22 protein-coding genes and 1 riboswitch are annotated in these 22,226 nt (G+C 66.2%); of the genes, 16 read left to right on the top strand and 6 right to left on the bottom strand.

Annotated elements, in window-relative coordinates; genetic code table 11:
- Positions 1 to 28 precede the first annotated feature (28 nt).
- From cysM to RTI28_RS08935, 5 genes are all read left to right on the top strand, one after another.
- Positions 29 to 931 (top strand): cysteine synthase CysM, encoded by a 903-nt coding sequence (cysM, locus tag RTI28_RS08915; RefSeq protein ID WP_316920272.1) that lies wholly within the window; start codon positions 29 to 31, stop codon positions 929 to 931.
- Positions 931 to 2,289: a 23S rRNA (uracil(1939)-C(5))-methyltransferase RlmD gene (rlmD, locus tag RTI28_RS08920; RefSeq protein WP_316920114.1), complete on the top strand. Its 1,359-nt coding sequence runs from the start codon at positions 931 to 933 to the stop codon at positions 2,287 to 2,289. The genes cysM and rlmD overlap by 1 nt, the downstream gene beginning before the upstream one ends.
- Before the next feature lie 96 nt (positions 2,290 to 2,385).
- Positions 2,386 to 4,626: a GTP diphosphokinase gene (relA, locus tag RTI28_RS08925; RefSeq protein ID WP_316920115.1), complete on the top strand. Its 2,241-nt coding sequence runs from the start codon at positions 2,386 to 2,388 to the stop codon at positions 4,624 to 4,626.
- A 78-nt stretch (positions 4,627 to 4,704) separates the two neighbouring features.
- On the top strand, positions 4,705 to 5,535 hold the full coding sequence (gene mazG, locus RTI28_RS08930; RefSeq protein ID WP_316920116.1) for a nucleoside triphosphate pyrophosphohydrolase: 831 nt from the start codon (positions 4,705 to 4,707) through the stop codon (positions 5,533 to 5,535).
- Positions 5,536 to 5,562: 27 nt separating this feature from the next.
- Positions 5,563 to 6,102 carry a DUF2058 domain-containing protein gene (locus tag RTI28_RS08935; RefSeq protein ID WP_316920117.1) on the top strand — a complete coding sequence of 180 codons (540 nt, stop codon included), beginning with the start codon at positions 5,563 to 5,565 and terminating at the stop codon, positions 6,100 to 6,102.
- A gap of 49 nt (positions 6,103 to 6,151) precedes the next feature.
- Here RTI28_RS08935 and RTI28_RS08940 read toward each other — a convergent pair whose 3' ends face one another.
- The 4 genes from RTI28_RS08940 to purM all read right to left on the bottom strand — a co-directional run bounded on the left by RTI28_RS08940 (position 6,152) and on the right by purM (position 8,954).
- Positions 6,152 to 6,334: a hypothetical protein gene (locus RTI28_RS08940; RefSeq protein ID WP_316920118.1), complete on the bottom strand. Its 183-nt coding sequence runs from the start codon at positions 6,332 to 6,334 to the stop codon at positions 6,152 to 6,154.
- Positions 6,335 to 6,520: 186 nt separating this feature from the next.
- The gene (locus RTI28_RS08945; RefSeq protein ID WP_316920119.1) at positions 6,521 to 7,234 is read right to left on the bottom strand and encodes a DUF3108 domain-containing protein; all 714 of its coding nucleotides are present in this window, start codon (positions 7,232 to 7,234) and stop codon (positions 6,521 to 6,523) included.
- 8 nt (positions 7,235 to 7,242) lie between these two features.
- The gene (gene purN / locus RTI28_RS08950) at positions 7,243 to 7,896 is read right to left on the bottom strand and encodes a phosphoribosylglycinamide formyltransferase (RefSeq protein ID WP_316920120.1); all 654 of its coding nucleotides are present in this window, start codon (positions 7,894 to 7,896) and stop codon (positions 7,243 to 7,245) included.
- Entirely contained in the window at positions 7,896 to 8,954 is a 1,059-nt protein-coding gene (gene purM / locus RTI28_RS08955; protein WP_316920121.1) for a phosphoribosylformylglycinamidine cyclo-ligase, read from the bottom strand. The genes purN and purM overlap by 1 nt, the downstream gene beginning before the upstream one ends.
- A 321-nt stretch (positions 8,955 to 9,275) precedes the next feature.
- Here purM and RTI28_RS08960 point away from each other — a divergent pair, with 321 nt between their 5' ends.
- The 5 genes from RTI28_RS08960 (at position 9,276) to RTI28_RS08980 (ending at position 13,705) form a co-directional block, all read left to right on the top strand.
- Positions 9,276 to 10,328 carry a DUF2066 domain-containing protein gene (locus RTI28_RS08960; RefSeq protein WP_316920122.1) on the top strand — a complete coding sequence of 351 codons (1,053 nt, stop codon included), beginning with the start codon at positions 9,276 to 9,278 and terminating at the stop codon, positions 10,326 to 10,328.
- A 12-nt stretch (positions 10,329 to 10,340) separates the two neighbouring features.
- Positions 10,341 to 11,414, top strand: a complete 1,074-nt coding sequence (locus RTI28_RS08965; protein WP_316920123.1) for an AI-2E family transporter — start codon at positions 10,341 to 10,343, stop codon at positions 11,412 to 11,414.
- 155 nt (positions 11,415 to 11,569) lie between these two features.
- Positions 11,570 to 12,274: a DnaA regulatory inactivator Hda gene (gene hda / locus RTI28_RS08970; protein WP_042127824.1), complete on the top strand. Its 705-nt coding sequence runs from the start codon at positions 11,570 to 11,572 to the stop codon at positions 12,272 to 12,274.
- 115 nt (positions 12,275 to 12,389) lie between these two features.
- On the top strand, positions 12,390 to 13,031 hold the full coding sequence (locus tag RTI28_RS08975) for a C40 family peptidase (RefSeq protein WP_316920124.1): 642 nt from the start codon (positions 12,390 to 12,392) through the stop codon (positions 13,029 to 13,031).
- A 137-nt stretch (positions 13,032 to 13,168) separates the two neighbouring features.
- A complete protein-coding gene (locus tag RTI28_RS08980; protein WP_316920125.1) occupies positions 13,169 to 13,705 on the top strand; it encodes a C40 family peptidase in 537 nt (178 codons plus the stop codon).
- Between the two features lie 82 nt (positions 13,706 to 13,787).
- Here RTI28_RS08980 and RTI28_RS08985 read toward each other — a convergent pair whose 3' ends face one another.
- Together RTI28_RS08985 and RTI28_RS08990 are read right to left on the bottom strand one after the other, a co-directional pair.
- Complete coding sequence (locus RTI28_RS08985) at positions 13,788 to 15,104, bottom strand: sorbosone dehydrogenase family protein (RefSeq protein ID WP_316920126.1); 1,317 nt, start codon at positions 15,102 to 15,104, stop codon at positions 13,788 to 13,790.
- A 151-nt stretch (positions 15,105 to 15,255) separates the two neighbouring features.
- Entirely contained in the window at positions 15,256 to 15,834 is a 579-nt protein-coding gene (locus tag RTI28_RS08990) for a hypothetical protein (RefSeq protein WP_316920127.1), read from the bottom strand.
- Between the two features lie 143 nt (positions 15,835 to 15,977).
- A riboswitch (cobalamin riboswitch) is annotated at positions 15,978 to 16,199 on the top strand.
- Between the two features lie 122 nt (positions 16,200 to 16,321).
- On the opposite strand from RTI28_RS08990, the gene cobO reads away from it, so the two are divergent.
- Genes cobO through RTI28_RS09020 form a run of 6 tightly spaced genes read left to right on the top strand, consistent with a single transcriptional unit; the run spans position 16,322 to position 22,225 of the window.
- Complete coding sequence (gene cobO / locus RTI28_RS08995; RefSeq protein ID WP_316920128.1) at positions 16,322 to 16,933, top strand: cob(I)yrinic acid a,c-diamide adenosyltransferase; 612 nt, start codon at positions 16,322 to 16,324, stop codon at positions 16,931 to 16,933.
- A complete protein-coding gene (locus RTI28_RS09000; RefSeq protein WP_316920129.1) occupies positions 16,930 to 18,225 on the top strand; it encodes a cobyrinate a,c-diamide synthase in 1,296 nt (431 codons plus the stop codon). Before cobO ends, RTI28_RS09000 begins: the two co-directional genes overlap by 4 nt.
- Positions 18,222 to 18,872, top strand: coding sequence for a 5,6-dimethylbenzimidazole synthase (bluB, locus tag RTI28_RS09005; RefSeq protein ID WP_316920130.1), 651 nt, complete (start codon positions 18,222 to 18,224; stop codon positions 18,870 to 18,872). Before RTI28_RS09000 ends, bluB begins: the two co-directional genes overlap by 4 nt.
- Entirely contained in the window at positions 18,869 to 19,777 is a 909-nt protein-coding gene (cbiB, locus tag RTI28_RS09010; RefSeq protein ID WP_316920131.1) for an adenosylcobinamide-phosphate synthase CbiB, read from the top strand. The genes bluB and cbiB overlap by 4 nt, the downstream gene beginning before the upstream one ends.
- Positions 19,770 to 20,774: a threonine-phosphate decarboxylase CobD gene (gene cobD / locus RTI28_RS09015; RefSeq protein WP_316920132.1), complete on the top strand. Its 1,005-nt coding sequence runs from the start codon at positions 19,770 to 19,772 to the stop codon at positions 20,772 to 20,774. Before cbiB ends, cobD begins: the two co-directional genes overlap by 8 nt.
- Positions 20,771 to 22,225, top strand: a complete 1,455-nt coding sequence (locus RTI28_RS09020; RefSeq protein ID WP_316920133.1) for a cobyric acid synthase — start codon at positions 20,771 to 20,773, stop codon at positions 22,223 to 22,225. Before cobD ends, RTI28_RS09020 begins: the two co-directional genes overlap by 4 nt.
- The last annotated feature ends 1 nt before the right edge of the window (position 22,226 follow it).

Genomic DNA, 22,226 nt, shown 5'->3' on the forward strand with positions numbered 1-22,226 from the left:
CCCCGTGAGTCTGGATTGCGAAAACGCCATGACCGTGCAGTACCCCACCATCGCCGATTGCGTCGGCAACACCCCCCTGGTTCGCCTGCAACGCATGGCCGGCGAAACCAGCAACACCCTCTTGGTGAAACTCGAAGGCAACAACCCGGCGGGCTCGGTCAAGGACCGTCCGGCGCTGTCGATGATCACCCGCGCCGAACTGCGCGGCCAGATCAAGCCGGGTGACACCCTGATCGAGGCGACCTCCGGCAACACCGGCATCGCCCTGGCGATGGCCGCGGCGATCAAGGGCTACAAGATGATCCTGATCATGCCCGACAACTCCAGCGCCGAACGCAAGGCGGCGATGACCGCCTACGGTGCCGAGCTGATCCTGGTCAGCAAGGAAGAGGGCATGGAAGGGGCACGCGATCTCGCCGAGCGCCTGCGCGACGAAGGCCGCGGCCTGGTCCTCGACCAGTTCGGCAACGGCGACAATCCCGAGGCTCACTACGGCAGCACCGGCCCGGAAATCTGGCGCCAGACCGGCGGCCAGATCACCCACTTCATCAGCTCCATGGGCACCACCGGCACCATCATGGGCTGCTCGCGCTACCTCAAGGAGCAGAACCCGGCGATCCAGATCATCGGCCTGCAACCGATGGACGGATCGGCCATCCCCGGCATCCGCCGCTGGCCGCACGAATACCTGCCGTCGATCTTCCAGGCCGAGCGCGTCGATCGGGTGATCGACATGGCCCAGAGCGAAGCCGAGGAAACCACCCGCCGCCTGGCGCGCGAGGAAGGCATCTTCTGCGGCGTGTCCTCCGGCGGTGCAGTGGCGGGCATGCTGCGAATCGCCCAGGAAGTGGAAAACGCGACCCTGGTGGCGATCATCTGCGACCGTGGCGACCGCTACCTGTCGACCGGCATTTTCGACGCGGATCGCTGATGTCCAAAAGCAAACGTAACGGCGGCCTGCGCTTCCAGCCGGCCGGCGGCAGCCGCGCGCCCCAGGTGCCGGTGGGCAAGAAGCAGCGCCTGGGCATCGAGCGCCTGGCCGGGGACGGGCGCGGTATTGCCTTCGTCGAGGGACGCACCTGGTTCGTCAGCGGTGCGCTGGCCGGCGAGGAGGTCGAGGCGCGGGTGCTCAATGCCCATGGCAAGGTGGTCGAGGCGCGCCTGGAGCGGGTCTTCAGCGCCAGCGCGCAGCGCCGTGAAGCGCCGTGCCGGCATTTCGACCGCTGCGGTGGCTGCAACCTGCAGCACCTTGCCCATGCCGACCAGCTCGAACTCAAGCAGCGCCTGCTCGCCGAGCAGTTGCAGCGGGTGGCGGGTGTCGCTCCGGAACACTGGGCGGCGCCGCTGAGCGGCCCTGAATTCGGCTACCGCCGCCGCGCGCGCATCGCCGTGCGCTGGGACCAGAAGACCCGCAGGCTGGATGTCGGTTTTCGCGCCGAAGCCAGCCAGGACATCGTCGCCATCGACGACTGTCCGGTGCTGGTACAGCCCTTGCAGTCGGTGATGCGGCATCTGCCGTTGCTCCTGCAGAGCCTGGCGAAGCCGCAGGTGATCGGGCATGTCGAGCTGTTCAGCGGCACCGCCCTGGCCATGCTGGTGCGGCACACCGCCCCGCTGGGCGAGGTGGACCTGGCAAAGCTGACGGCATTCTGCGCCGAAGCCGGCGTGCAACTGTGGCTGCAAGGCGAGGGCGAACCGGCGGCGGTCGAGGCGGATCAGCCACTGGGCTTCGAACTGGAACCGTGGAAACTGACCCTGGCCTATCGTCCTGGTGATTTCGTCCAGGTCAACGCCGGGGTCAATACGGCGATGATCGAACAGGCCCTCGACTGGCTCGCCGTGCAACCTGGCGAGCGGGTGCTGGACCTGTTCTGCGGCCTGGGCAATTTCGCCCTGCCGCTGGCCCAGCAGGCTGCCGAGGTGGTGGCAGTGGAAGGCGTGCAGGCGATGGTCGAACGGGCCGCGGCCAACGCCCGTAGCAATAATTTGAATAATGTTCGCTGTTTTCAGGCGGATTTATCCCAACCCCTGAGTGCGTCCGGTTGGGCGGCGGAAGGGTTTTCTGCGGTACTCTTGGACCCACCGCGAGACGGTGCCTACGAGGTCGTCAGAAAAATCGCAGCACTAGGTGCCAAACGGCTGGTCTACGTGTCGTGCAATCCGGCGACCCTGGCCCGCGATACGCTTGAATTGATCAAGCAGGGTTACCGGTTAAAAAGGGCCGGGATCCTCGACATGTTCCCGCAGACAGCGCATGTCGAGGCCATGGCGTTATTCGAGGTGGGCTAGGGTAGCTGGCCGCCCGGTGTCGTCTCCGCCTCTGGAGGGACGACACCCGAGTTTTCAAGCGCATCGCGCATGCGCTGTAGGGAAAGGTAAACAAAGATGGTACAGGTGAGAGTGCACCAGCCGGTCAACACCGACGGCAGTATCAATCTCGAAGCATGGCTGGATCACGTGTGCAGCGTCGATGCGGCGCTGAACCGGGAAGCCCTCAAGGTTGCCTGCGAGTTCGCCCACGAAATCGAGAAGCAGGGCAACCAGGACAAACACTCGTGGGCCGACGGTACGTCGAGTTTCCAGGCCGGCCTGGAAATCGCCGAAATCCTCGCCGACCTCAAGCTCGACCAGGACTCGCTGGTCGCCGCGATCATCTACCGCGCGGTGCGCGAGGGCAAGGTCACCCTGGCCGAGGTCGCCCAGCGCTTCGGCCCGGTGGTCTCCAAGCTGATCGACGGCGTGCTGCGCATGGCCGCCATCAGTGCCAGCCTCAACCCGCGCCACTCGCTGGTGCTGGGCTCCCAGGCGCAGGTCGAGAACCTGCGCAAGATGCTCGTGGCCATGGTCGACGACGTCCGCGTCGCGCTGATCAAGCTGGCCGAGCGGACCTGCGCGATCCGCGCGCTGAAGAACGCCGACGACGAAAAACGCCATCGTGTCGCCCGCGAGGTGTTCGACATCTACGCGCCGCTGGCGCACCGCCTGGGTATCGGTCATATCAAGTGGGAGCTGGAAGACCTGTCCTTCCGCTACCTGGAGCCCGACCAGTACAAGCAGATCGCCAAGCTCCTGCACGAGCGCCGGCTGGACCGCGAGCGCTTCATCAACGACGTCATGGCGCAGTTGCAGAACGAACTGCTGGCCACCGGGGTCAAGGCCGATATCAGCGGCCGGGCGAAACACATCTATTCCATCTGGCGCAAGATGCAGCGCAAGGGCCTGGAGTTCAGCCAGATCTACGACGTGCGCGCGGTGCGCGTGCTGGTCCCGGAAATGCGCGACTGCTACACCGCGCTGGGTATCGTCCACACCCTGTGGCGGCACATTCCCAAGGAATTCGACGACTACATCGCCAACCCCAAGGAAAACGGCTATCGCTCGCTGCACACCGCGGTGATCGGCCCCGAGGGCAAGGTCCTGGAAGTGCAGATCCGTACCCACGCCATGCACGAGGAGGCCGAGCTCGGCGTCTGTGCGCACTGGCGCTACAAGGGGACCGACGTCAAGTCCGGGTCCAACCACTACGAAGAGAAGATCTCCTGGCTGCGCCAGGTCCTGGAGTGGCACGAGGAACTGGGTGATATCGGCGGCCTGGCCGAACAGCTGCGGGTCGATATCGAGCCGGACCGGGTCTACGTGTTCACCCCCGACGGCCATGCCATCGACCTGCCCAAGGGCGCCACGCCGCTGGACTTCGCCTACCGCGTGCACACCGAGATCGGCCACAACTGCCGTGGCGCCAAGATCAACGGGCGCATCGTGCCGCTCAACTACAGCCTGCAGACCGGCGAGCAGGTCGAGATCATCACCAGCAAGCACGGCAATCCGAGCCGCGACTGGCTGAACTCGAACCTTGGCTACGTCACCACCTCGCGGGCGCGGGCGAAGATCGTCCACTGGTTCAAGCTGCAGGCCCGCGACCAGAACGTCGCCGCCGGCAAGAGCCTGCTGGAGCGCGAACTGAACCGCCTCGGCCTGCCCCAGGTGGACTTCGAGCGCCTGGCGGAAAAGGCCAACCTGCGCGCCGCCGAGGATATGTTCGCCTCCCTCGGTGCCGGCGACCTGCGCCTGGCCCACCTGGTCAACGCGGCGCAGCAACTGGTCGAGCCGGAGCGCATCGAGGAAGTTGATCTGATCACCCGCAAGGCCAGCGGCGTCAAGCCGGGCAAGCGCGGCGACATCCAGATCCAGGGCGTCGGCAACCTGCTGACGCAGATGGCCGGCTGCTGCCAGCCGCTGCCTGGCGACGCAATCGTTGGCTACATCACCCAGGGCCGCGGCGTGACCATCCACCGCCAGGATTGCGCCTCGGTGCTGCAACTGGCCGGACGCGAGCCGGAGCGGATGATCCAGGTCAGCTGGGGCCCGGTGCCGGTGCAGACCTATCCGGTGGATATCGTCATCCGCGCCTACGATCGCCCGGGGCTGCTGCGTGACGTCTCCCAGGTCCTGCTCAACGAGCGGATCAACGTGCTGGCGGTGAATACCCGCTCGAACAAGGAAGACAACACCGCGCTGATGTCGCTGACCATCGAGATCCCCGGCCTGGACGCCCTCGGGCGTCTGCTCGGGCGCATCTCGCAGTTGCCCAACATCATCGAGACCCGACGCAACCGCACGCCCTGACTACGGTCGACCCGTCGTCACCCCCTGGGTGGCGATGGGTCTATCCTGTAATGGCCGATGGCCTTTAGAGAACCCCCGATGTACACCCTGGACGACCTGCTGCACCTCATGGCCCGTCTGCGCGATCCGCAGTACGGCTGCCCCTGGGACCTCAAACAGACCTACGCGAGCATCGTCCCGCACACCCTCGAGGAAGCCTACGAGGTGGCCGACGCCATCGAGCGTGGCGATTTCGAGCACCTGCAGGGCGAGCTCGGCGACCTGCTGTTCCAGGTGGTCTACTACAGCCAACTGGCGCTGGAGGAGGGCCGCTTCGAATTCGCCGGCGTGATCGACAGCATCACCCGCAAGCTGATCCGCCGTCATCCCCATGTCTTCCCCACCGGCGAGCTGTACGCGCCGCTGGATACCCCGCGCCTCGACGAAGATCAGGTCAAGCAGCGCTGGGAGCAGATCAAGGCCGAAGAGCGCGCCGAGAAAAGCGTGCCGGAGCAGTTGTCGTTGCTCGACGACGTGCCGGCGGCGCTGCCGGCGCTGTCGCGCGCGGCCAAGCTGCAGAAGCGCGCGGCCCAGGTCAATTTCGACTGGCCAGGCCCGCTGCCGGTACTGGACAAGGTCCGCGAAGAGCTGGACGAAGTGCTGGAGGCCATGGCCGACAACGACGCCGTGGCACTGGCTGACGAAGTGGGCGATCTGCTGTTCGCCACGGTCAACCTGGCCCGGCACCTGAAGATCGATCCGGAGAATGCCCTGCGCGGTGCCAACGCCAAGTTCGAACGACGCTTCCGTTTTATCGAGCAGGCATTGCGCGACACGGGTCGTCCGATCGAAGATTGCACCCTCGAAGACTTGGACGCGCTCTGGGGCGAAGCCAAGCGACAGGAAAAGAACCTGCCCAGCTGCGGCTGAGCGTGATGCATAAGTGAGTGAACACCGATGAGCCTTTCCCTTCGCGACCAATTGCTCAAAGCCGGTCTGGTCAACCAGAAGCAGGTCAAGCAGGTCAACAAAGAGCAGAAGAAACAGAAGCGCCTGGAGCACAAGGGCCAGGTCGAGGTCGACGACAGCCAGCAGCGCCTGGCCAAGGAAGCCATGGCCGAGAAGGCCGCGCGCGACCAGGAACTGAACCGCCAGCAGCAGGAAAAGGCCGAGCAGAAGGCCCGTGCCGCGCAGGTCAAGCAATTGATCGAAGTGTCGCGCCTGCCCAAGCTGAACACCGAGGACTACTACAACTTCGTCGACGACAAGAAGGTCAAGCGCATCTCGGTCAATGCCCTGATGCGCAGCAAGCTGAGCAGCGGCTCGCTGGCCATCGTCGCCCACGGTGGCGGTTACGAGATCATTCCGCGGGAAGCCGCGCTGAAGATCCAGGAACGCGATCCCAAGCGCATCCTGCTGCTCAACACCCAGGTGGAGGAGCCGGATGCCGATGATCCGTATGCCGCCTACGTCATTCCTGACGACCTGATGTGGTAAACAACGACAAACCCCGCCTCGGCGGGGTTTGTGCTTTCAGGGGCGCGGCTCAGGCCTTGGCCTGGTGGGTCTCCCAGATTTCCAGTTCCATGCGGTAGCGCTGGGCGTCCTGTTCGTCGTGGAACATGCCGACCAGTTGGCCCTGCTGGTGCACATCCCAGATGCGCACGCCGGCGGCGACACCTTCATGGGACAGTTTCGATTCGTCGCGCTCAGTTACTTTGACAGTCATGTGCAAACTCCAAATCCGGTTAACTGCGGCACTCTGTCGCAGGCCTCTTTTATAGAATTTGTTAGCTGGCTAAGTAAATTAAAACCGCGATGAAAGATCTTTCATGCATTTGTGGCGGAATATCCGGTAGCCAAAAAGAAAACCCCGCACAAGGCGGGGTTCCCGGGTACTACGGAAAGCAGCGTCTCAGTTGCCCTTGACCGCCTTGCCATCCACCGTGCCTTCCTGCAGCACGATCACGTATTCCTTGCCGTCGGTCTCGACCTGGCGCAGTTGCACCAGCAGGTAGTCCCAATCCTTGGCGAACCACAGCTCGGTGATGCGCTTGCTCTGGCTCGGGTCGCGCACCCGCTCGACCTTGATCGCATCGACCGGACCGGTCTTGGTGTTGACCTTCTCGGTACCCAGTACGCGGAAGTCGTAGGTGTCGATCTCGTCGCCATCGACCACCTGGTAGCTCACGCTCTTCTTGCCGGCCGCGACGTCATGCTGCAGGGCCAGCTGGTAGCTCGACTTGTCCAGCACGCCGCGATTCAACGGCAGCTTGACCGCGTCGCCACGGTCGGTACCGGTGATGACCTTCTGCGACCAGTCGAAGTCCAGGTCGACCTTCTTCGCCTTGCCCAAGCCGCCACGTTCGAAGTGGTAGGCCTGCGGCAGCAGGGTGTCCTTGTCCAGGGTCAGGGTGCTCTGCTCGGTCAGGCTGGCGAGCATCATCGAGGCCTTGAAGTTCAGGTTCCAGGTGCCGTTGGCGTTCTTCACCAGGCTGCGCTCGGCAGTACCACCGGCGACCGGCAGTTGCTTCCAGTCGGCGGTGTAGCTGGCCGAGAACGGTTTCAGGTCGGCTGCCTGAAGCGGCAGCGCGAGCACGGCGAGAGCGAGAAGCAGGGCGCGACGCATAAAATCTCCTAGGGTCGAATCAAGTGGCCGCTGGCCGCCAGTGTCTGGCCATCCAGTAGAGCACCCTGTTCGCCCAGGCGCAAACGGCCTTCGGCGAACCAGCGCACTGCCAGCGGGTAAATCTGGTGTTCCTGGACATGAACCCTCTGCGCCAGGCTTTCTGGCGTGTCATCCGCTGCCACCGGAATGACTGCCTGTACGACCAGCGGCCCGCCATCGAGTTCCTCGGTGACGAAGTGCACGCTGCAGCCATGCTCGCTGTCGCCGGCGTCCAGGGCCCGCTGGTGGGTATGCAGGCCCTTGTATTTCGGCAGCAGGGACGGGTGGATATTCAGCAGGCGGCCCTCGTAGTGACGCACGAAGCCGCCACTGAGGATGCGCATGAAACCGGCCAGTACCACCAGTTGCGGCGAGAAGGCATCGATCCGTTCGACCAGCGCCTGGTCGAAGGCTTCGCGACCGTCGAAGGCCTTGTGATCGAGCACGACGGTGTCGATGCCGGCGTCACGGGCGCGCTGCAGCCCGTAGGCATCGGCGCGGTTGGAAATCACGGCGCGGATCCGCACCGGGGAATCCCCGGCACGGGCGCTGTCGATCAGGGCTTGCAGATTGCTGCCGGAGCCCGACAGCAACACCACTACATCGCAAGTCTCGCTGGGCATCAGTGTGCCTTGAGGTTCTTCAGCTCGACCTGGGCGGCGCCTTCGGCGGCCACGGCGATCTGACCGATGACCCATGGCTGCTCACCGGCGTCGCGCAGGACGTCGAGGGCGCTCTGGACCTTGTCCTGGGCCACGCAGATGACCATGCCGACGCCGCAGTTCAGCACGCGGTGCATTTCGTGCTCGTCGACGTTGCCTTTTTCCTGCAGCCAGTCGAAGACCGCCGGACGCTGCCAGCTGGCCACGTCGATCAGCGCCTGGGCGCCTTTTGGCAGCACGCGCGGAATGTTGTCCAGCAGACCGCCGCCGGTGATGTGGGCCATGGCCTTGACCGCGCCGGTGTCCTTGATCAGCTTGAGCAGCGGCTTGACGTAGATGCGGGTCGGGGCCATCAGCAGTTCGGTCAGCGGCTTGCCGTCGAGCTGGGTCTGCTCGATGTCGGCGCCGGACACTTCGATGATCTTGCGGATCAGCGAGTAGCCGTTGGAGTGCGGGCCGGAGGACGGCAGGGCGATCAGGGCGTCGCCGGTGGCGACGGTGGAGCCGTCGATGATCTCGGCCTTTTCCACCACGCCGACGCAGAAGCCGGCCAGGTCGTAGTCTTCGCCTTCGTACATGCCCGGCATTTCCGCGGTTTCACCACCGACCAGCGAGCAGCCGGCCAGTTCGCAACCGGCACCGATGCCGGTGACCACGGTGGCGGCGACGTCGACATTGAGCTTGCCGGTGGCGTAGTAGTCGAGGAAGAACAGCGGCTCGGCGCCGCAGACCACCAGGTCGTTGACGCACATGGCGACCAGGTCCTGGCCGATCGAGTCGTGCTTGTTCAGGTTCAGCGCCAGGCGCAGCTTGGTGCCGACGCCGTCGGTGCCGGAGACCAGGACCGGCTGCTTGTAGCCGGCCGGGATTTCACAGAGGGCGCCAAAACCGCCCAGGCCGCCCATGACTTCCGGGCGCGCGGTGCGCTTGGCCACGCCTTTGATGCGTTCGACCAGTGCTTCGCCGGCGTCGATGTCTACACCGGCGTCCTTGTAGCTCAGGGAGGGTTGCTTGCTCATGTGATCCAGGCCTTTAGGAGGGAGGGATTCGGGGGAATCGACCGTGACCTGCCAGGCTGCGGGGAAAATGGATCCGCCTGCCCGACCGTCAGCGGTCTGCGAAGGCGCGCGATTTTATCAGGGTTGCCCGGCAGCGGCCATCCTCAGGCCGACGGGCAGGACCTGAATATAAGGAAAAAGCGCGAATCGCCGGCGGCGGGTGGTTGCCCGGTCACGGCCTGTATAAGGTATAGGAGGTGAAACACCGCCCCCTGAGTGAATTTTGCGCGGTGGCGAGGGTCTTGGCTTTCGCTTCTTCATTTATCTGGACAGGAATCCTTCATGCGTTTGCGTACATATCTGTTCGGTTGCTGCGTTGCCGTGTTCGGCATGGCGGCCCAGGCCGAAACCGTTTCCGGCCTGTACCAGGTGCGCGAGCCGGTGATCGGGCAGGGCGCCGAGGCCCGCGCCCAGGCCACCCAGGGCGCGCTGGACACCCTGGTCCTGCGCCTCACCGGTGATCCCAAGGCGCCGCAGAACCCCGGGCTTGCCGAGCTGCGCAAAGACCCGCAACAGATCATCAGCCAGTTCGGTTTCGAGGCGGGGCCGCCCGAGAGCCTGCTGGTGGAGTTCGACCCCGGCAGCACCGAGCGCGCCCTGCGCAAGGCCGGGCTGGCCCTGTGGGGCAGCAATCGCCCGGCGATTCTTGGCTGGTGGCTGAACGACAGTGCCGAAGGTTCGAACCTGGTTGGTGATGGCCAGGCCAATGCCGAGGCGCTGCGTCGCGCCGCCCAGCATCGTGGCCTGCCGTTGCGCCTGCCGCTGGGCGACCTGGAGGAACAACTGGTCGCCACCGCGAAGAACCTCGAAGGCATCGACCCGGCACCGTTGCAGGCGGCCTCCGGACGCTACGGCGCCGATGCGTTGCTGGCGGTGCATGCCAGCGAGGCCGATGGCAAGTGGAACGGCACCTGGCGCCTGTGGCTGGGCGAGCAGCGCGAGCAGGGCAAGGTCGAGGGCGCCGACCAGGCTGCCGTCGCCGATGCAGTGATGCTGGCGGTGAGTCAGCGCCTGGCACCGCGGTTCGTGGTCAAGCCGGGGACCAGCGGCGAACAGCTGATCCAGGTCCAGGGCATGAACCTGGAACGTTATGCCGAACTGGGTCGGGTGCTCGAGCCGTTCGCCGGACGTGTCACCGAGGTGCACGGCGACGTGATGACCTGGAAGGCCACCGCCAGCAGCGATCAACTGCGGGCGCAACTGGGCCTGGCCAGGCTGCAGGAAATGCCGGCCGAGGCGCCCGCGCCCGCGCCGGCGCCTGTCGCCGCGCCCGCCGAAGGTGTCGCTGCCGCGCCGGTGGCCGCGCCGTTCAGCGGCCTGCGTTTTCGCTGGTAGGGAGCCCTCGCGATGATCGACGTACGCCGCTGGATGTGGCTGGGCGCGCTGCTGTCCCTGGCTGTGCTGGTGTATCTGCTGCACGGCATCCTTTCGCCGTTCCTGGTGGGGATTCTCCTGGCCTACCTGGCCGACCCGCTGGTGGATCGCCTGGAGCGCGCCGGGCTGTCGCGTACCGCCGGCGTGATGGTGGTCTTCACCCTGTTCAGCCTGATCCTGCTGGCGATGCTGCTGGTGCTGATCCCGATGCTGGCCAGGCAACTGGTGCGCCTGTACGAGCTGGCGCCGCAGATGCTCGACTGGTTGCAGCACGTCGCGCTGCCCTGGGCGCAGGCCCGGCTGGGGCTGGCCGACGGCTTCTGGAAGTTCGACAAGGTCAAGGCGGCCATCGGCGCGCACATGGGCCAGACCACCGATATCGTCGGCGTGGTGCTGTCCCAGGTCACCGCGTCGGGGCTGGCGCTGGTGGCCTGGCTGGCCAATCTGGTGCTGATACCGGTGGTGGGCTTCTACCTGCTGCGTGACTGGGACGTGATGATGGCCAAGTTGCGCAGCCTGCTGCCGCGCCAGCGCGAAGCGCAGGTGGTGGCGCTGGCGGGGGAGTGCCATGAGGTTCTCGGCGCCTTCGTCCGTGGCCAGTTGCTGGTGATGCTGGCGCTGGGCGTGATCTATGCCGCCGGGCTGATGCTGGTGGGCCTCGAACTGGGCCTGCTGATCGGTCTGCTGGCGGGCCTGGCGGCCATCGTGCCGTACATGGGCTTCATCATCGGTATCGGCGCGGCGATGGTCGCCGGGCTGTTCCAGTTCGGCGGCGACCTCTACCCGCTGCTGGGCATCGCCGCGGTGTTCATGATCGGGCAGATGCTCGAAGGCATGGTGCTCACGCCGTTGCTGGTGGGCGACCGCATCGGCCTGCATCCGGTGGCGGTGATCTTCGCCATTCTCGCCGGCGGCGAACTGTTCGGCTTTACCGGCGTGCTCCTGGCGCTGCCGGCGGCTGCGGTGATCATGGTGCTGCTGCGGCACATGCATGATTTCTACAAGCGGTCGGACATTTACGGCGAAGAGATCGATCCCGAACTGTAGATAATGGCAATGGGCTTGCACCGGCCTTTGGCGGTCGGTGCAAGCCTTTGATTTTCCTTGTGGTCTTCGCTCATTGTGCGACCGGCGCCACGGGTATAGACTTTGCAGACTTTTACCAAGGGCCCTTTGCGGTTCCTCGCAACCGCCCAGCCAGCATGAAACCGATCCAGTTGCCCCTGGGTGTGCGTCTGCGCGATGACGCCACCTTCATCAACTACTATCCGGGTGCCAACGCCGCAGCATTGGGCTACGTCGAGCGACTCTGCGAAGCCGACGCCGGCTGGACCGAAAGTCTCATCTACCTGTGGGGCAAGCAGGGTGTCGGCCGCACCCATCTGCTGCAGGCCGCCTGCCTGCGCTTCGAACAGATGGGCGAACCCGCCGTCTACCTGCCGCTGGCGCAACTCCTCGACCGTGGTGTCGAACTGCTGGATTACCTCGAGCAGTACGAGCTGGTATGCCTCGACGACCTGCATGTCATCGCCGGCAAGCCGGAGTGGGAAGAGGCCATGTTCCACCTGTTCAATCGCCTGCGCGACAGCGGCCGGCGCCTGCTGATCGCCGCTTCCGCCTCGCCGCGGGAACTGCCGATCAAGCTGCCCGACCTCAAGTCGCGCCTGACCATGGCGCTGATCTTCCAGATGCGCGCCCTCACCGACGAAGACAAGCTGCGCGCCCTGCAACTGCGCGCCTCGCGTCGCGGCCTGCAGATGACCGACGAAGTCGGGCATTTCATCCTTACCCGCGGTACCCGCAGCATGAGCGCGCTGTTCGACCTGCTGGAGCGCCTGGACCAGGCCTCGCTGCAGGAAAAGCGCAAGCTGACCATCCCCTTCCTGAAGGAAACCCTTGGCTGGTAACAGGCGTCCCAGAGCCTCGGCACATAAAAGTCACATTTTTTTCGATTGAATTTGCAAATCGAATCGATAGTAGGCATAGTCTCGACTTCTTTGAATCCAAGACACGGTCGTGCCCATGCTGAATCGCTTCGCACCCCTCGTGCCCCTCGCACTCGTGACACTGCTGTTTGGCTGCGCGGCCCAAGGCCCGGTTCAGCAACAGCAGGATCACTATTCCGTTTCCGCCACGTCCGCTCACAAGTCCTCCACCGTCGCCGATGCCTCGGTGTTCGAGGAAGAGCTGGCCACCGAGCAGGAACTGGAAACCTTCTCCGGCAACAAGTCCTACCAGCTGCCAGCCCTGGCCGACAGCATCCTCGAGCGCGGCATGGCACTGATCGGTACCCGTTACCGCTTCGGTGGCACCTCCGAGCAGTCGGGCTTCGATTGCAGCGGTTTCATCGGTTACCTGTTCCGCGAGGAAGCCGGCATGAACCTGCCGCGTTCCACCCGCGAGATGATCAACGTGGATGCCCCGCTGGTATCGCGCAACAACCTCAAGCCGGGTGACCTGCTGTTCTTCAGCACCAACGGCCGCGGTCGCGTCAGCCACGCCGGTATCTACCTCGGCGACAACCAGTTCATCCACTCCAGCAGCCGTCGCAGCGGTGGCGTGCGTATCGACAGCCTTGGCGATCGCTACTGGAGCAAGACCTTCATCGAAGCCAAGCGCGCCTTGGCGATGGCCCCGGCACCGACCCAGATTTCGCGCAACTAAGCGCTTCCGGGTGGTGTCCCAACACGGCGACGATGCTGAAAAGCTAGTCGCCGTGCGTGTTTACAGAAAACGTCTAATCTTGACCCTCACCAATTTTCCGGCCTGACGCCGGGCACTTTCAGACAGGATGTTCTGAGATGTCGATGATGGCGCGTATAGCGGTATTGTCCCTGGCGGCACTTCTCGGTGCCTGCTCCAGTCACGCCCCGACCCCGTCCCAGGTGGTCCAGCCCGCCTATGTTCCTGCGCAGATCACCTACTCGCCAGCCGCTGACGACGTGCTTTTCCGGGCATTGGGCCTGGTCGGCACGCCGTATCGCTGGGGCGGCAACACGCCGGACTCCGGTTTCGATTGCAGTGGGCTGATCGGGTACGTCTATCGTGACGCGGCGGGCATCAAGCTGCCCCGTTCGACCCGTGAACTGATCGTCATGCGCGCGCCGGATGTGGGCCGCGATGCCCTGCAGTCAGGGGATCTGGTGTTCTTCGCGACGAACGGCGCCAGCCAGGTCAACCACGCCGGGATCTATGTCGGCGAAGGGCGCTTCGTGCATGCGCCGTCCACGGGCGGGACCGTGCGCCTGGATTATCTGGCCAACAGCTACTGGCAGCGCTCCTACCTGAATGCCAAGCGGGTGCTGCAGGCGCCGGAGCATCTGGCGCGCAATCCATAGTCCTGTGCTGTAGCTGATGGCCTCATCGCACCCCTGTGGGAGCGGGCATTGCCCGCGATGAGGCCGGTAGCAACACCCTCGGTTATTGAGCCTTGCTCACCCGCCAGACCACATTCCCCACATCGTCCGCCACCAGCACTCCACCACGCTGGTCGGTCACCACCCCCACCGGCCGTCCCATGGCCTTGCCGTCGTCGCTCAGGAATCCGCTCAGCAGGTCGATCGGCTTGCCCGCGGGCTTCCCGGCGCTGCTGAACGGCACGAACACGACCTTGTAGCCGCTGTGCGGCTTGCGGTTCCACGAACCGTGCTGGCCAATGAACGCGCCCTGATCGAACGGCGGCGGCAAGGCTCCCGGTTCGGCGAAGGCCAGGCCCAGGGAGGCGGTATGCGGGCCCACCGCGTAATCCGGGACCAGCGCCCTGGCCACCAGGTTCGGGTCGCTGGGTTGCACTCGCGTATCGACATGCTGGCCGTAGTAGCTGTAGGGCCAGCCATAGAACCCGCCGTCGCGTACCGAGGTGATGTAGTCGGGGACCAGGTCGCTGCCGATCTCGTCGCGTTCGTTCACTGCGGTCCAGAGCTGGCCGCTGTGGGGTTCCCAGGCCAGGCCGTTGGGGTTGCGCAGGCCGGAGGCGAAGATCCGCTGCTGGCCCGTGGCGGGATCGATTTCCCAGATCGCCGCGCGCTGCCGTTCCTGGTCCATGCCGTTTTCCGCGACGTTGCTGTTGGAGCCGACGGTGACGTAGAGCTTCCTGCCATCGCGGCTGGCGATGACGTTCTTGGTCCAGTGGTGATTGAGCGGACCGCCAGGCAACTCGGCAACCGGCTCGCCCGGCCCCGTCAGCGAGGTGGCGCCGTCCTGGTACTTGAAGCGCAGCAGGCGGTCGGTATCGGCGACATACAGGTCGTTGCCGACCAGGGCCATGCCGAACGGCGAGTTCAGGTCCTTGAGAAAGACCGTGCGGGTCTCCGCCACGCCGTCCCGGTCGGCATCGCGCAGCAGGGTGATGCGGTTGGCGCTGGGCACGCCGGCCCCGGCGCGGGCCATGACCTTGCCCATCACCCAGCCACGAATGCCCTTGCCGTCCTCGGGTTTTTCCGGGGCATTGGTTTCCGCCACCAGCACATCGCCGTTGGGCAGCACATGGAGCCAGCGCGGGTGGTCCAGGCCGCTGGCGAAGGCCACGACCTGGGTGCCCTGGGCGGCGACGGGTTGGCCGCCCTCGGCCCAACCGATCGCCGGGGCGATGTTCACCGTGGGGATCAGCGTCCTGTTCGGTTCCGGCAGTTGTGGCGCCGGGCCGCTGCCGTCGGCGACCTGCAGGCGGGCCGTTTCGCCACAGGCGCTGAGTCCGGCGGCGAGGGCCAGCAGTACGGCAATGCGCAGTGAGGTCATGCTCGACTCCTTGGCGTAACAGGGGGGTTACAGGTCAGAGGCGAGACGGAGCAGGGAGGTTCAGTTGGATGTGGGGTGGTTCAGCTCCCACAAGGACCGCGGTACACGCTGTACCTGTGGGGGCTGGCTTGCCAGCGATGCGTTCGAGGGCTCAGACCTGCTTCAGCAGCAGTGCCACCCCGGGATAGTACTGGCCGAACTCGTCATGCAACTTGCGATAGCCATACGGGAAGCACCAGGCGATGGCACAGGCGTTGTGTTTCTGCAGGTCATCCACTATGTCCTGCAACTCTTCCGGGCTGGCATGCTTTTCCAGCTTGACCGGGCTGACGAACAGCGCGGCGATCTTCAACTGGCTGGGATAGGCGATGCTCTTCGCCACGGCGCCGGCTTCCTGCAAGGCGCCGCTGAGGTCGAGCCGACCGACCTTCGGCCAGCGCTGGTCGGCATGCAGGTAGGCCGACTCGTCGCGACTGGCGATCAGCAGGTCGCAGCGGGCGTTGCGTTCGCCTTCGTCGCGCTGTTTCTTGCTCTGGTACGCCTGCAGGGTGACCAGCTCGGCCTGCCAGATGGCCGCCGAAAGTATCCCCAGGTTGGCCTGGGCGCCATGCCAGTAAGGCCCTTCGTTATCGCCAAGGACCTGGTTGAAGCGCTCGATGCTTTCCCCCCAGCGCTCCAGCGCCGGACGCAGGAATTCGAGGCGGGAATTGTTGAGAATCAGGCCTTGCATGCTGCTCTCCTTTCGTAGTTGTTGTACGAGTACAGCGGAAAACCATGGCTATTTGATATCACTGTGGCACAGCCTCCAGGAAGTGTCATGGGTCAGGCCTGTGACGGGCGTCTCCAATTGACGCTCCCGGCCCAACCCTCTAACCTTCGCGACTTGTTTCAGGTGCTCTGTGACCCGCGGGTCGACAGGGTGAAACAGGGAAGCCGGTGAGTGCGCCAGACGTGCGATTCCGGCGCTGCCCCCGCAACGGTAAATGAGCCAAGACCGCGCATGGCCACTGGGTTTCCAACCCGGGAAGGCGCCCGGTCGGGATCGCCCCGATCCGCTCGTGAGCCCGGAGACCGGCCTGCAAACAGTCAACGGCATCACGGAGGGTGGTGCGCGGTTTTTCGGACCCCGCGTCCGGTTTCTGCGCCTGTTCCCGTGCCATTTTCCCCTCAGCTGTCGTCGCTCCCCGCCTGGCGACAGTGGCCCGCGGAGACCCCCGATGAGCGAATCCCCCGAACGTGACGAACGCCACCTGGCGCGCATGCAGCGCAAGAAGGCGGTGATCGACGAGCGCATCGCCAATGCGCCCAACGAATGCGGCCTGCTGCTGGTGCTCAGCGGCAACGGCAAGGGCAAGAGCAGCTCGGCCTTCGGCATGCTCGCCCGCGCCCTGGGCCACGGCATGCAATGTGGTGTGGTGCAGTTCATCAAGGGCCGCAACGCCACCGGCGAAGAACTGTTCTTCCGCCGCTTCCCCGAGCAGGTGCGCTACCACGTGATGGGCGAGGGCTTCACCTGGGAAACCCAGGATCGCCAGCGCGACATCGCCGCTGCCGAAGCGGCCTGGGAGGTGTCCCGGCAACTGCTGCAGGACCCGAGCATCGGCTTCGTGGTGCTCGACGAACTGAACATCGCCCTCAAGCACGGCTACCTCGACCTGGACAGCGTGCTCGCCGACCTGCAGGCGCGCCCGCCGATGCAGCATGTGATCGTCACCGGCCGCGGCGCCAAGGACGAAATGGTCGAACTGGCCGACACCGTCACCGAGATGGGCATGGTCAAGCACGCCTTCCAGGCCGGGATTCGTGCGCAGAAGGGCGTCGAGCTATGAGCGACACCCGGCATTGCCCGGCGGTGCTGATCGCCGCGCCGGCCTCCGGCCAGGGCAAGACCACCGTCACCGCGGCCCTGGCTCGCCTGCATCGCAACCAGGGGCGCAAGGTCCGCGTGTTCAAGTGCGGACCGGATTTTCTCGACCCGATGATTCTCGAGCGGGCCAGCGGCGCCCCGGTGTACCAGCTCGACTTGTGGATGGTCGGCGCCGAGGAAAGCCGCCGCCTGCTCTGGGAAGCCGCCGGTGAGGCCGACCTGATCCTTATCGAGGGGGTGATGGGGCTGTTCGACGGCACGCCGTCCAGCGCCGACCTGGCCCGGCATTTCGGTGTGCCGGTGCTGGCGGTGATCGACGGCACGGCCATGGCCCAGACGTTCGGCGCCCTGGCCCTGGGCCTGGCGCGCTACCAGGCCGACCTGCCGTTCGCCGGCGTGCTGGCCAACCGCGTCGGTTCGCTGCGTCATGCGCAACTGCTCGAAGGCAGTCTCACCGAGGGCCTGCGCTGGTACGGCGGCCTGTCGCGGGAGACCGGGATCGAGCTGCCGAGCCGGCACCTGGGTCTGGTCCAGGCCAGCGAACTTAGCGACCTCGACCTGCGTCTGGACGCCGCCGCCAAGGCCCTCGGCGACAGTTGCCAGTCGTCCCTGCCACCGGCAGTGGCCTTTGCCGCCCCCGTGTCGCGCGAGGTCGAAACCCGCCTGGCCGGTGTACGTATTGCCGTGGCCCGCGACGAAGCCTTCGCTTTCACCTACGGCGCCAATCTCGACCTGCTGCGGGCGATGGGCGCCGACCTGCATTTCTTCTCGCCGATCCATGACCGTGCGCTGCCGGACGCCGACAGCCTGTACCTGCCCGGCGGCTACCCGGAGCTGCACCACCACGCCCTGGCCGGCAACAGCGCGATGCTGGCGGCGATCCGCGCCCATCACCAGGCCGGCAAGCCATTGCTGGCCGAGTGCGGCGGTATGCTCTACCTGCTCGATGCCCTGACCGATGTCGCCGGCGAGCGCGCCGAACTGGTCGGCCTGCTGCCCGGTGAAGCGACCATGCAGAAGCGCCTCGCCGCCCTGGCCCTGCAGGCGGTGGAGCTGGCGCAAGGCACGCTGCGCGGGCACACCTATCACCATTCCCTGACCAGCACCGAGCTGCAGCCCATCGCCCGCGGACAGAGCCCCAACGGTGGACGCGGCGCCGAAGCGGTGTACCGGATCGGCCGCCTGACCGCCTCCTACGTGCACTTCTATTTCCCCTCCAACCCCGACGCGACGGCGGCGCTGCTGGCGCCATGAGCGAACACGCCTACAGCGCGGCCGAGCGCGCGGCGATCTATCGCGCCATCGGCGAGCGCCGCGACATGCGCCACTTCAGTGGCGGCGAGGTGGCCCCCGAGCTCCTCGCGCGATTGCTGGAAGCCGCGCACCAGGCGCCCAGTGTCGGCCTGATGCAGCCCTGGCGCTTTATCCGCATCACCCGCCGCGACCTGCGCCAGCGCATCCAGGCGCTGGTCGAGGACGAACGCCTGCGCACCGCCGAAGCCCTCGGGCAGCGTTCCGACGAATTCATGCAGCTCAAGGTCGAAGGCATCAACGACTGCGCCGAGCTGCTGGTGGCGGCGCTGATGGACAAGCGCGAGGTGCATGTCTTCGGTCGCCGGACCTTGCCGGAAATGGACCTGGCGTCGCTGTCCTGCGCGATCCAGAACCTGTGGTTGAGCGCCCGCGCCGAGGGCCTGGGCATGGGCTGGGTGTCGCTGTTCGATCCGCTGGCCCTGGCCGAACTGCTGGGCATGCCGGCCGGGGCCAAGCCGCTGGCGATTCTTTGCCTGGGCCCTGTGCGCGAATTCTATCCGGCGCCGATGCTCGCGCTGGAAGGCTGGACCACGCCACGGCCGTTGGCGGACATGCTGTTTGAAAACCAATGGGGAGAAGCCGAATGAGTGTGGCCTTGCTGACCGTGGCCGGGGTGGCGCTGGATGCGCTGCTGGGCGAGCCGCGGCGCTGGCATCCGCTGGTGGCCTTCGGCCGCATGGCCGGGCGTCTGGAGCAGCGTTTCAATGCCGGCGGACGCGGCTGGCGCAGCCATGGTGTCAGCGCCTGGTTGCTGGCCGTGGTGCCGCTGACCCTGCTCGCCACCGCGCTGTCCTGGTTGCCCTATATCGGCTGGCTGGTGGAAATCCTCGCCTTGTACTGCGCCCTCGGCCTGCGCAGCCTTGGCGAACATGTGCAGCCGGTGGCCGATGCCTTGCGCGGCGGCGACCTGGACGAGGCGCGCAAGCGTGTCGGCTACCTGGTCAGCCGGGAAACCCGCGAGCTGGACGAAACCGCCGTGGCGCGCGCAGCCACCGAGTCAGTGCTGGAGAACGGCAGCGACGCGGTGTTCGCCGCCCTGTTCTGGTTCGCCATCGCCGGCGCGCCGGGGGTGGTGCTGTATCGCCTGAGCAATACGCTGGATGCCATGTGGGGCTATCGCAACGAGCGCTTCGAGCGGTTTGGCTGGGCCGCCGCGCGGATCGACGATGTCCTCAACTACCTGCCGGCGCGCCTGGTGGCGCTGACCTACGCGCTGCTGGGCAAGACGCGCCTGGCCCTGAAATGCTGGCGTCAGCAGGCGCCCAAATGGGACAGCCCGAACGCCGGGCCGGTGATGGCGGCGGGGGCCGGGGCCCTTGGCGTCGAGCTGGGCGGGCCGGCTGTCTATCATGGTGAGCTGCACGAACGCGCGCGCCTCGGTGAGGGCCCGGCGGCCGATGCCGGGGCCATCGAGCGCGGCTGGCGCCTGGTTTGCCAGGGCGTCTGGCTGTGGCTGCTGCTGTTGTGCCTGGGAGCGGAATTCTATGCTTGAACACGGTGGTCGCCTGCAACGGGCGATCGAGCACTACGGCATCCCCCGCGAGGCCTGGCTGGACCTGTCCAGCGGCATCGCGCCCTGGCCGTTTCCCCTCGCCGAGATCCCGCCGCGTGCCTGGGCGCGCCTGCCGGAAACCGAAGACGGCCTGGAGCAGGCCGCGCGTGCCTATTACCAGGTCGCGCAGCTGTTGCCGGTGGCCGGCTCGCAGGCGGCGATCCAGGCTTTGCCGCGTCTGCGTCTGCGTCTGCGCCGGCGCGGCACGGTGGCGGTCGTCTCGCCCTGCTATGCCGAGCACGCCGAGGCCTGGCGCCGTGCCGGACACCGGGTGCGGGAGCTGGACGAGGCCGAGGTGGAAGGGCAACTGGACGAGCTCGACGTGCTGGTCCTGGTCAACCCCAACAACCCCACCGCGCGGATGCTGCCGCGGCAGACCCTGCTCGCCTGGCACGCGCGCCTGAGCCAGCGTGGTGGCTGGCTGCTGGTGGACGAAGCCTTCATGGACAACACGCCGGCCGCCAGCATCGCCGCCGACAGCGAGCGCGAAGGGCTGATCGTGCTGCGTTCGTTCGGCAAGTTCTTCGGGCTGGCCGGGGTGCGCCTCGGTTTCGTCCTGGCCGAGCCAGGCCTGTTGCGCGCGCTGGCGGAGGAGATCGGCCCGTGGTCGGTCAGCGGGCCGACGCGGATTCTCGGCGAGGCCTGCCTGCGCGACACGGCCGAACAGCACGCGCAGACCGAACGCTGTGCCCGGGCCAGTGCGCGCCTGGCCAGCCTGCTGAGCGAGGCGCAACTGGCCCCCAGCGCCGGCTGCGACCTGTTCCAGTACCTGCGCCATGCCGATGCCGCGGCGATTCATGAATTCATGGCCCGGCGCGGCATTCTCCTGCGCCTGTTCGAACAGCCCGCCGGCCTGCGTTTCGGCCTGCCCGCCAACGAGGCCGACTGGCTGAAACTGGCTGCGGCGCTGGACGCCTACCGCAAGGAGCAGGCATGACCACGCTGATGGTGCAGGGCACCACCTCCGACGCCGGCAAGAGCACCCTGGTGACCGCGCTGTGCCGCTGGCTCAAGCGCCAGGGCGTTGCCGTGGTGCCGTTCAAACCGCAGAACATGGCGCTGAACAGCGCGGTGACCGCCGACGGCGGCGAAATCGGCCGGGCCCAGGCGGTACAGGCCCAGGCCTGCGGGCTGGCGCCGCACACCGACATGAACCCGGTGCTGCTCAAGCCCAACAGCGATACCGGCGCCCAGGTCATCGTCCATGGTCGTGCGGTCACCAGCATGAACGCCGTGGCCTATCACGACTACAAGGCCATCGCCATGCAAGCGGTGCTGGCCTCGCACCGGCGTCTCGACGCGCAGTACCCGGTGGTGATGGTGGAGGGCGCCGGCTCGCCGGCGGAGATCAACCTGCGCGCCGGCGATATCGCCAACATGGGCTTCGCCGAGGCGGTGGACTGTCCGGTGATCCTTGTCGCCGACATCAATCGTGGCGGGGTCTTCGCGCACCTGGTGGGCACCCTGGAACTGCTGTCGGCGAGCGAGCAGGCGCGGGTCAAGGGCTTCGTCATCAACCGCTTCCGTGGCGACATCGCCCTGCTGCAGCCGGGGCTCGACTGGCTGGAGGCGCGCACCGGCAAACCGGTACTGGGCGTGCTGCCCTACGTGATGGACCTGCACCTGGAAGCCGAGGACGGTCTCGACCGGCGTCAGGGCAACAAGGCCGCGCGGGTGCTCAAGGTGATCGTCCCGGTGCTGCCGCGGATCAGCAACCACACCGATTTCGACCCGCTGCGCCTGCACCCGCAGGTGGACCTGCAATTCATCGGTCCCGGCGAGGCGATTCCCCCCGCCGACCTGATCATCCTGCCCGGCTCGAAGAGCGTGCGCGGCGACCTGGCGCAATTGCGCGAACGCGGCTGGGACCAGGCCATCACCCGGCATCTGCGCTACGGCGGCAAGGTCGTCGGCATCTGCGGTGGCCTGCAGATGCTCGGCCAGCGGGTGGACGACCCGCTGGGGCTGGAAGGCGCCGCCGGCAGCAGTGCGGGCCTCGGCCTGCTGGACTACGCGACGGTGCTGGAGGCGGAAAAGCAGCTGCGCAATGTCAGCGGCACCCTGGCCCTGGAACAGGCTGCCATCAGTGGCTACGAGATCCATGCCGGGGTCACCCGCGGCCCGGCGCTGGAGCATCCGGCGGTGCAACTGGCCGATGGTCGCTGCGATGGCGCGATCAGTGCCGACGGGCAGATCCTCGCCACCTACCTGCACGGTCTGTTCGAGTCGCCGCAGTCCTGCGCCGCGCTGCTGCGCTGGGCCGGGCTCGAAGAGGTCGAGCAGATCGACTACCACGCCCTGCGCGAACTGGATATCGAACGCCTGGCCGATCTGGTGCAGCAGCACCTGGATTGCGCCCGGCTCCGTCAACTCTGTGGGCTGGACTGAA

Source organism: Pseudomonas sp. zfem002, assembly GCF_032621685.1.
Classification (GTDB): domain Bacteria; phylum Pseudomonadota; class Gammaproteobacteria; order Pseudomonadales; family Pseudomonadaceae; genus Aquipseudomonas; species Aquipseudomonas japonica.

Bases quoted from the DNA above. Each gene is read 5' to 3' on its own strand.
- RTI28_RS09020 (WP_316920133.1), top strand. From the start codon at position 20,771: ATGACCACGCTGATGGTGCAGGGCACCACCTCCGACGCCGGCAAGAGC.
- cobO (WP_316920128.1), top strand. From the start codon at position 16,322: ATGAGCGAATCCCCCGAACGTGACGAACGCCACCTGGCGCGCATGCAG.
- RTI28_RS09000 (WP_316920129.1), top strand. From the start codon at position 16,930: ATGAGCGACACCCGGCATTGCCCGGCGGTGCTGATCGCCGCGCCGGCC.
- cbiB (WP_316920131.1), top strand. From the start codon at position 18,869: ATGAGTGTGGCCTTGCTGACCGTGGCCGGGGTGGCGCTGGATGCGCTG.
- RTI28_RS08990 (WP_316920127.1), bottom strand. From the start codon at position 15,834: ATGCAAGGCCTGATTCTCAACAATTCCCGCCTCGAATTCCTGCGTCCG.
- RTI28_RS08965 (WP_316920123.1), top strand. From the start codon at position 10,341: ATGATCGACGTACGCCGCTGGATGTGGCTGGGCGCGCTGCTGTCCCTG.
- purN (WP_316920120.1), bottom strand. From the start codon at position 7,896: ATGCCCAGCGAGACTTGCGATGTAGTGGTGTTGCTGTCGGGCTCCGGC.
- cobD (WP_316920132.1), top strand. From the start codon at position 19,770: ATGCTTGAACACGGTGGTCGCCTGCAACGGGCGATCGAGCACTACGGC.
- mazG (WP_316920116.1), top strand. From the start codon at position 4,705: ATGTACACCCTGGACGACCTGCTGCACCTCATGGCCCGTCTGCGCGAT.
- RTI28_RS08940 (WP_316920118.1), bottom strand. From the start codon at position 6,334: ATGACTGTCAAAGTAACTGAGCGCGACGAATCGAAACTGTCCCATGAA.
- hda (WP_042127824.1), top strand. From the start codon at position 11,570: ATGAAACCGATCCAGTTGCCCCTGGGTGTGCGTCTGCGCGATGACGCC.
- bluB (WP_316920130.1), top strand. From the start codon at position 18,222: ATGAGCGAACACGCCTACAGCGCGGCCGAGCGCGCGGCGATCTATCGC.
- RTI28_RS08960 (WP_316920122.1), top strand. From the start codon at position 9,276: ATGCGTTTGCGTACATATCTGTTCGGTTGCTGCGTTGCCGTGTTCGGC.
- relA (WP_316920115.1), top strand. From the start codon at position 2,386: ATGGTACAGGTGAGAGTGCACCAGCCGGTCAACACCGACGGCAGTATC.
- purM (WP_316920121.1), bottom strand. From the start codon at position 8,954: ATGAGCAAGCAACCCTCCCTGAGCTACAAGGACGCCGGTGTAGACATC.
- cysM (WP_316920272.1), top strand. From the start codon at position 29: ATGACCGTGCAGTACCCCACCATCGCCGATTGCGTCGGCAACACCCCC.
- RTI28_RS08980 (WP_316920125.1), top strand. From the start codon at position 13,169: ATGTCGATGATGGCGCGTATAGCGGTATTGTCCCTGGCGGCACTTCTC.
- RTI28_RS08985 (WP_316920126.1), bottom strand. From the start codon at position 15,104: ATGACCTCACTGCGCATTGCCGTACTGCTGGCCCTCGCCGCCGGACTC.
- RTI28_RS08975 (WP_316920124.1), top strand. From the start codon at position 12,390: ATGCTGAATCGCTTCGCACCCCTCGTGCCCCTCGCACTCGTGACACTG.
- RTI28_RS08945 (WP_316920119.1), bottom strand. From the start codon at position 7,234: ATGCGTCGCGCCCTGCTTCTCGCTCTCGCCGTGCTCGCGCTGCCGCTT.
- rlmD (WP_316920114.1), top strand. From the start codon at position 931: ATGTCCAAAAGCAAACGTAACGGCGGCCTGCGCTTCCAGCCGGCCGGC.
- RTI28_RS08935 (WP_316920117.1), top strand. From the start codon at position 5,563: ATGAGCCTTTCCCTTCGCGACCAATTGCTCAAAGCCGGTCTGGTCAAC.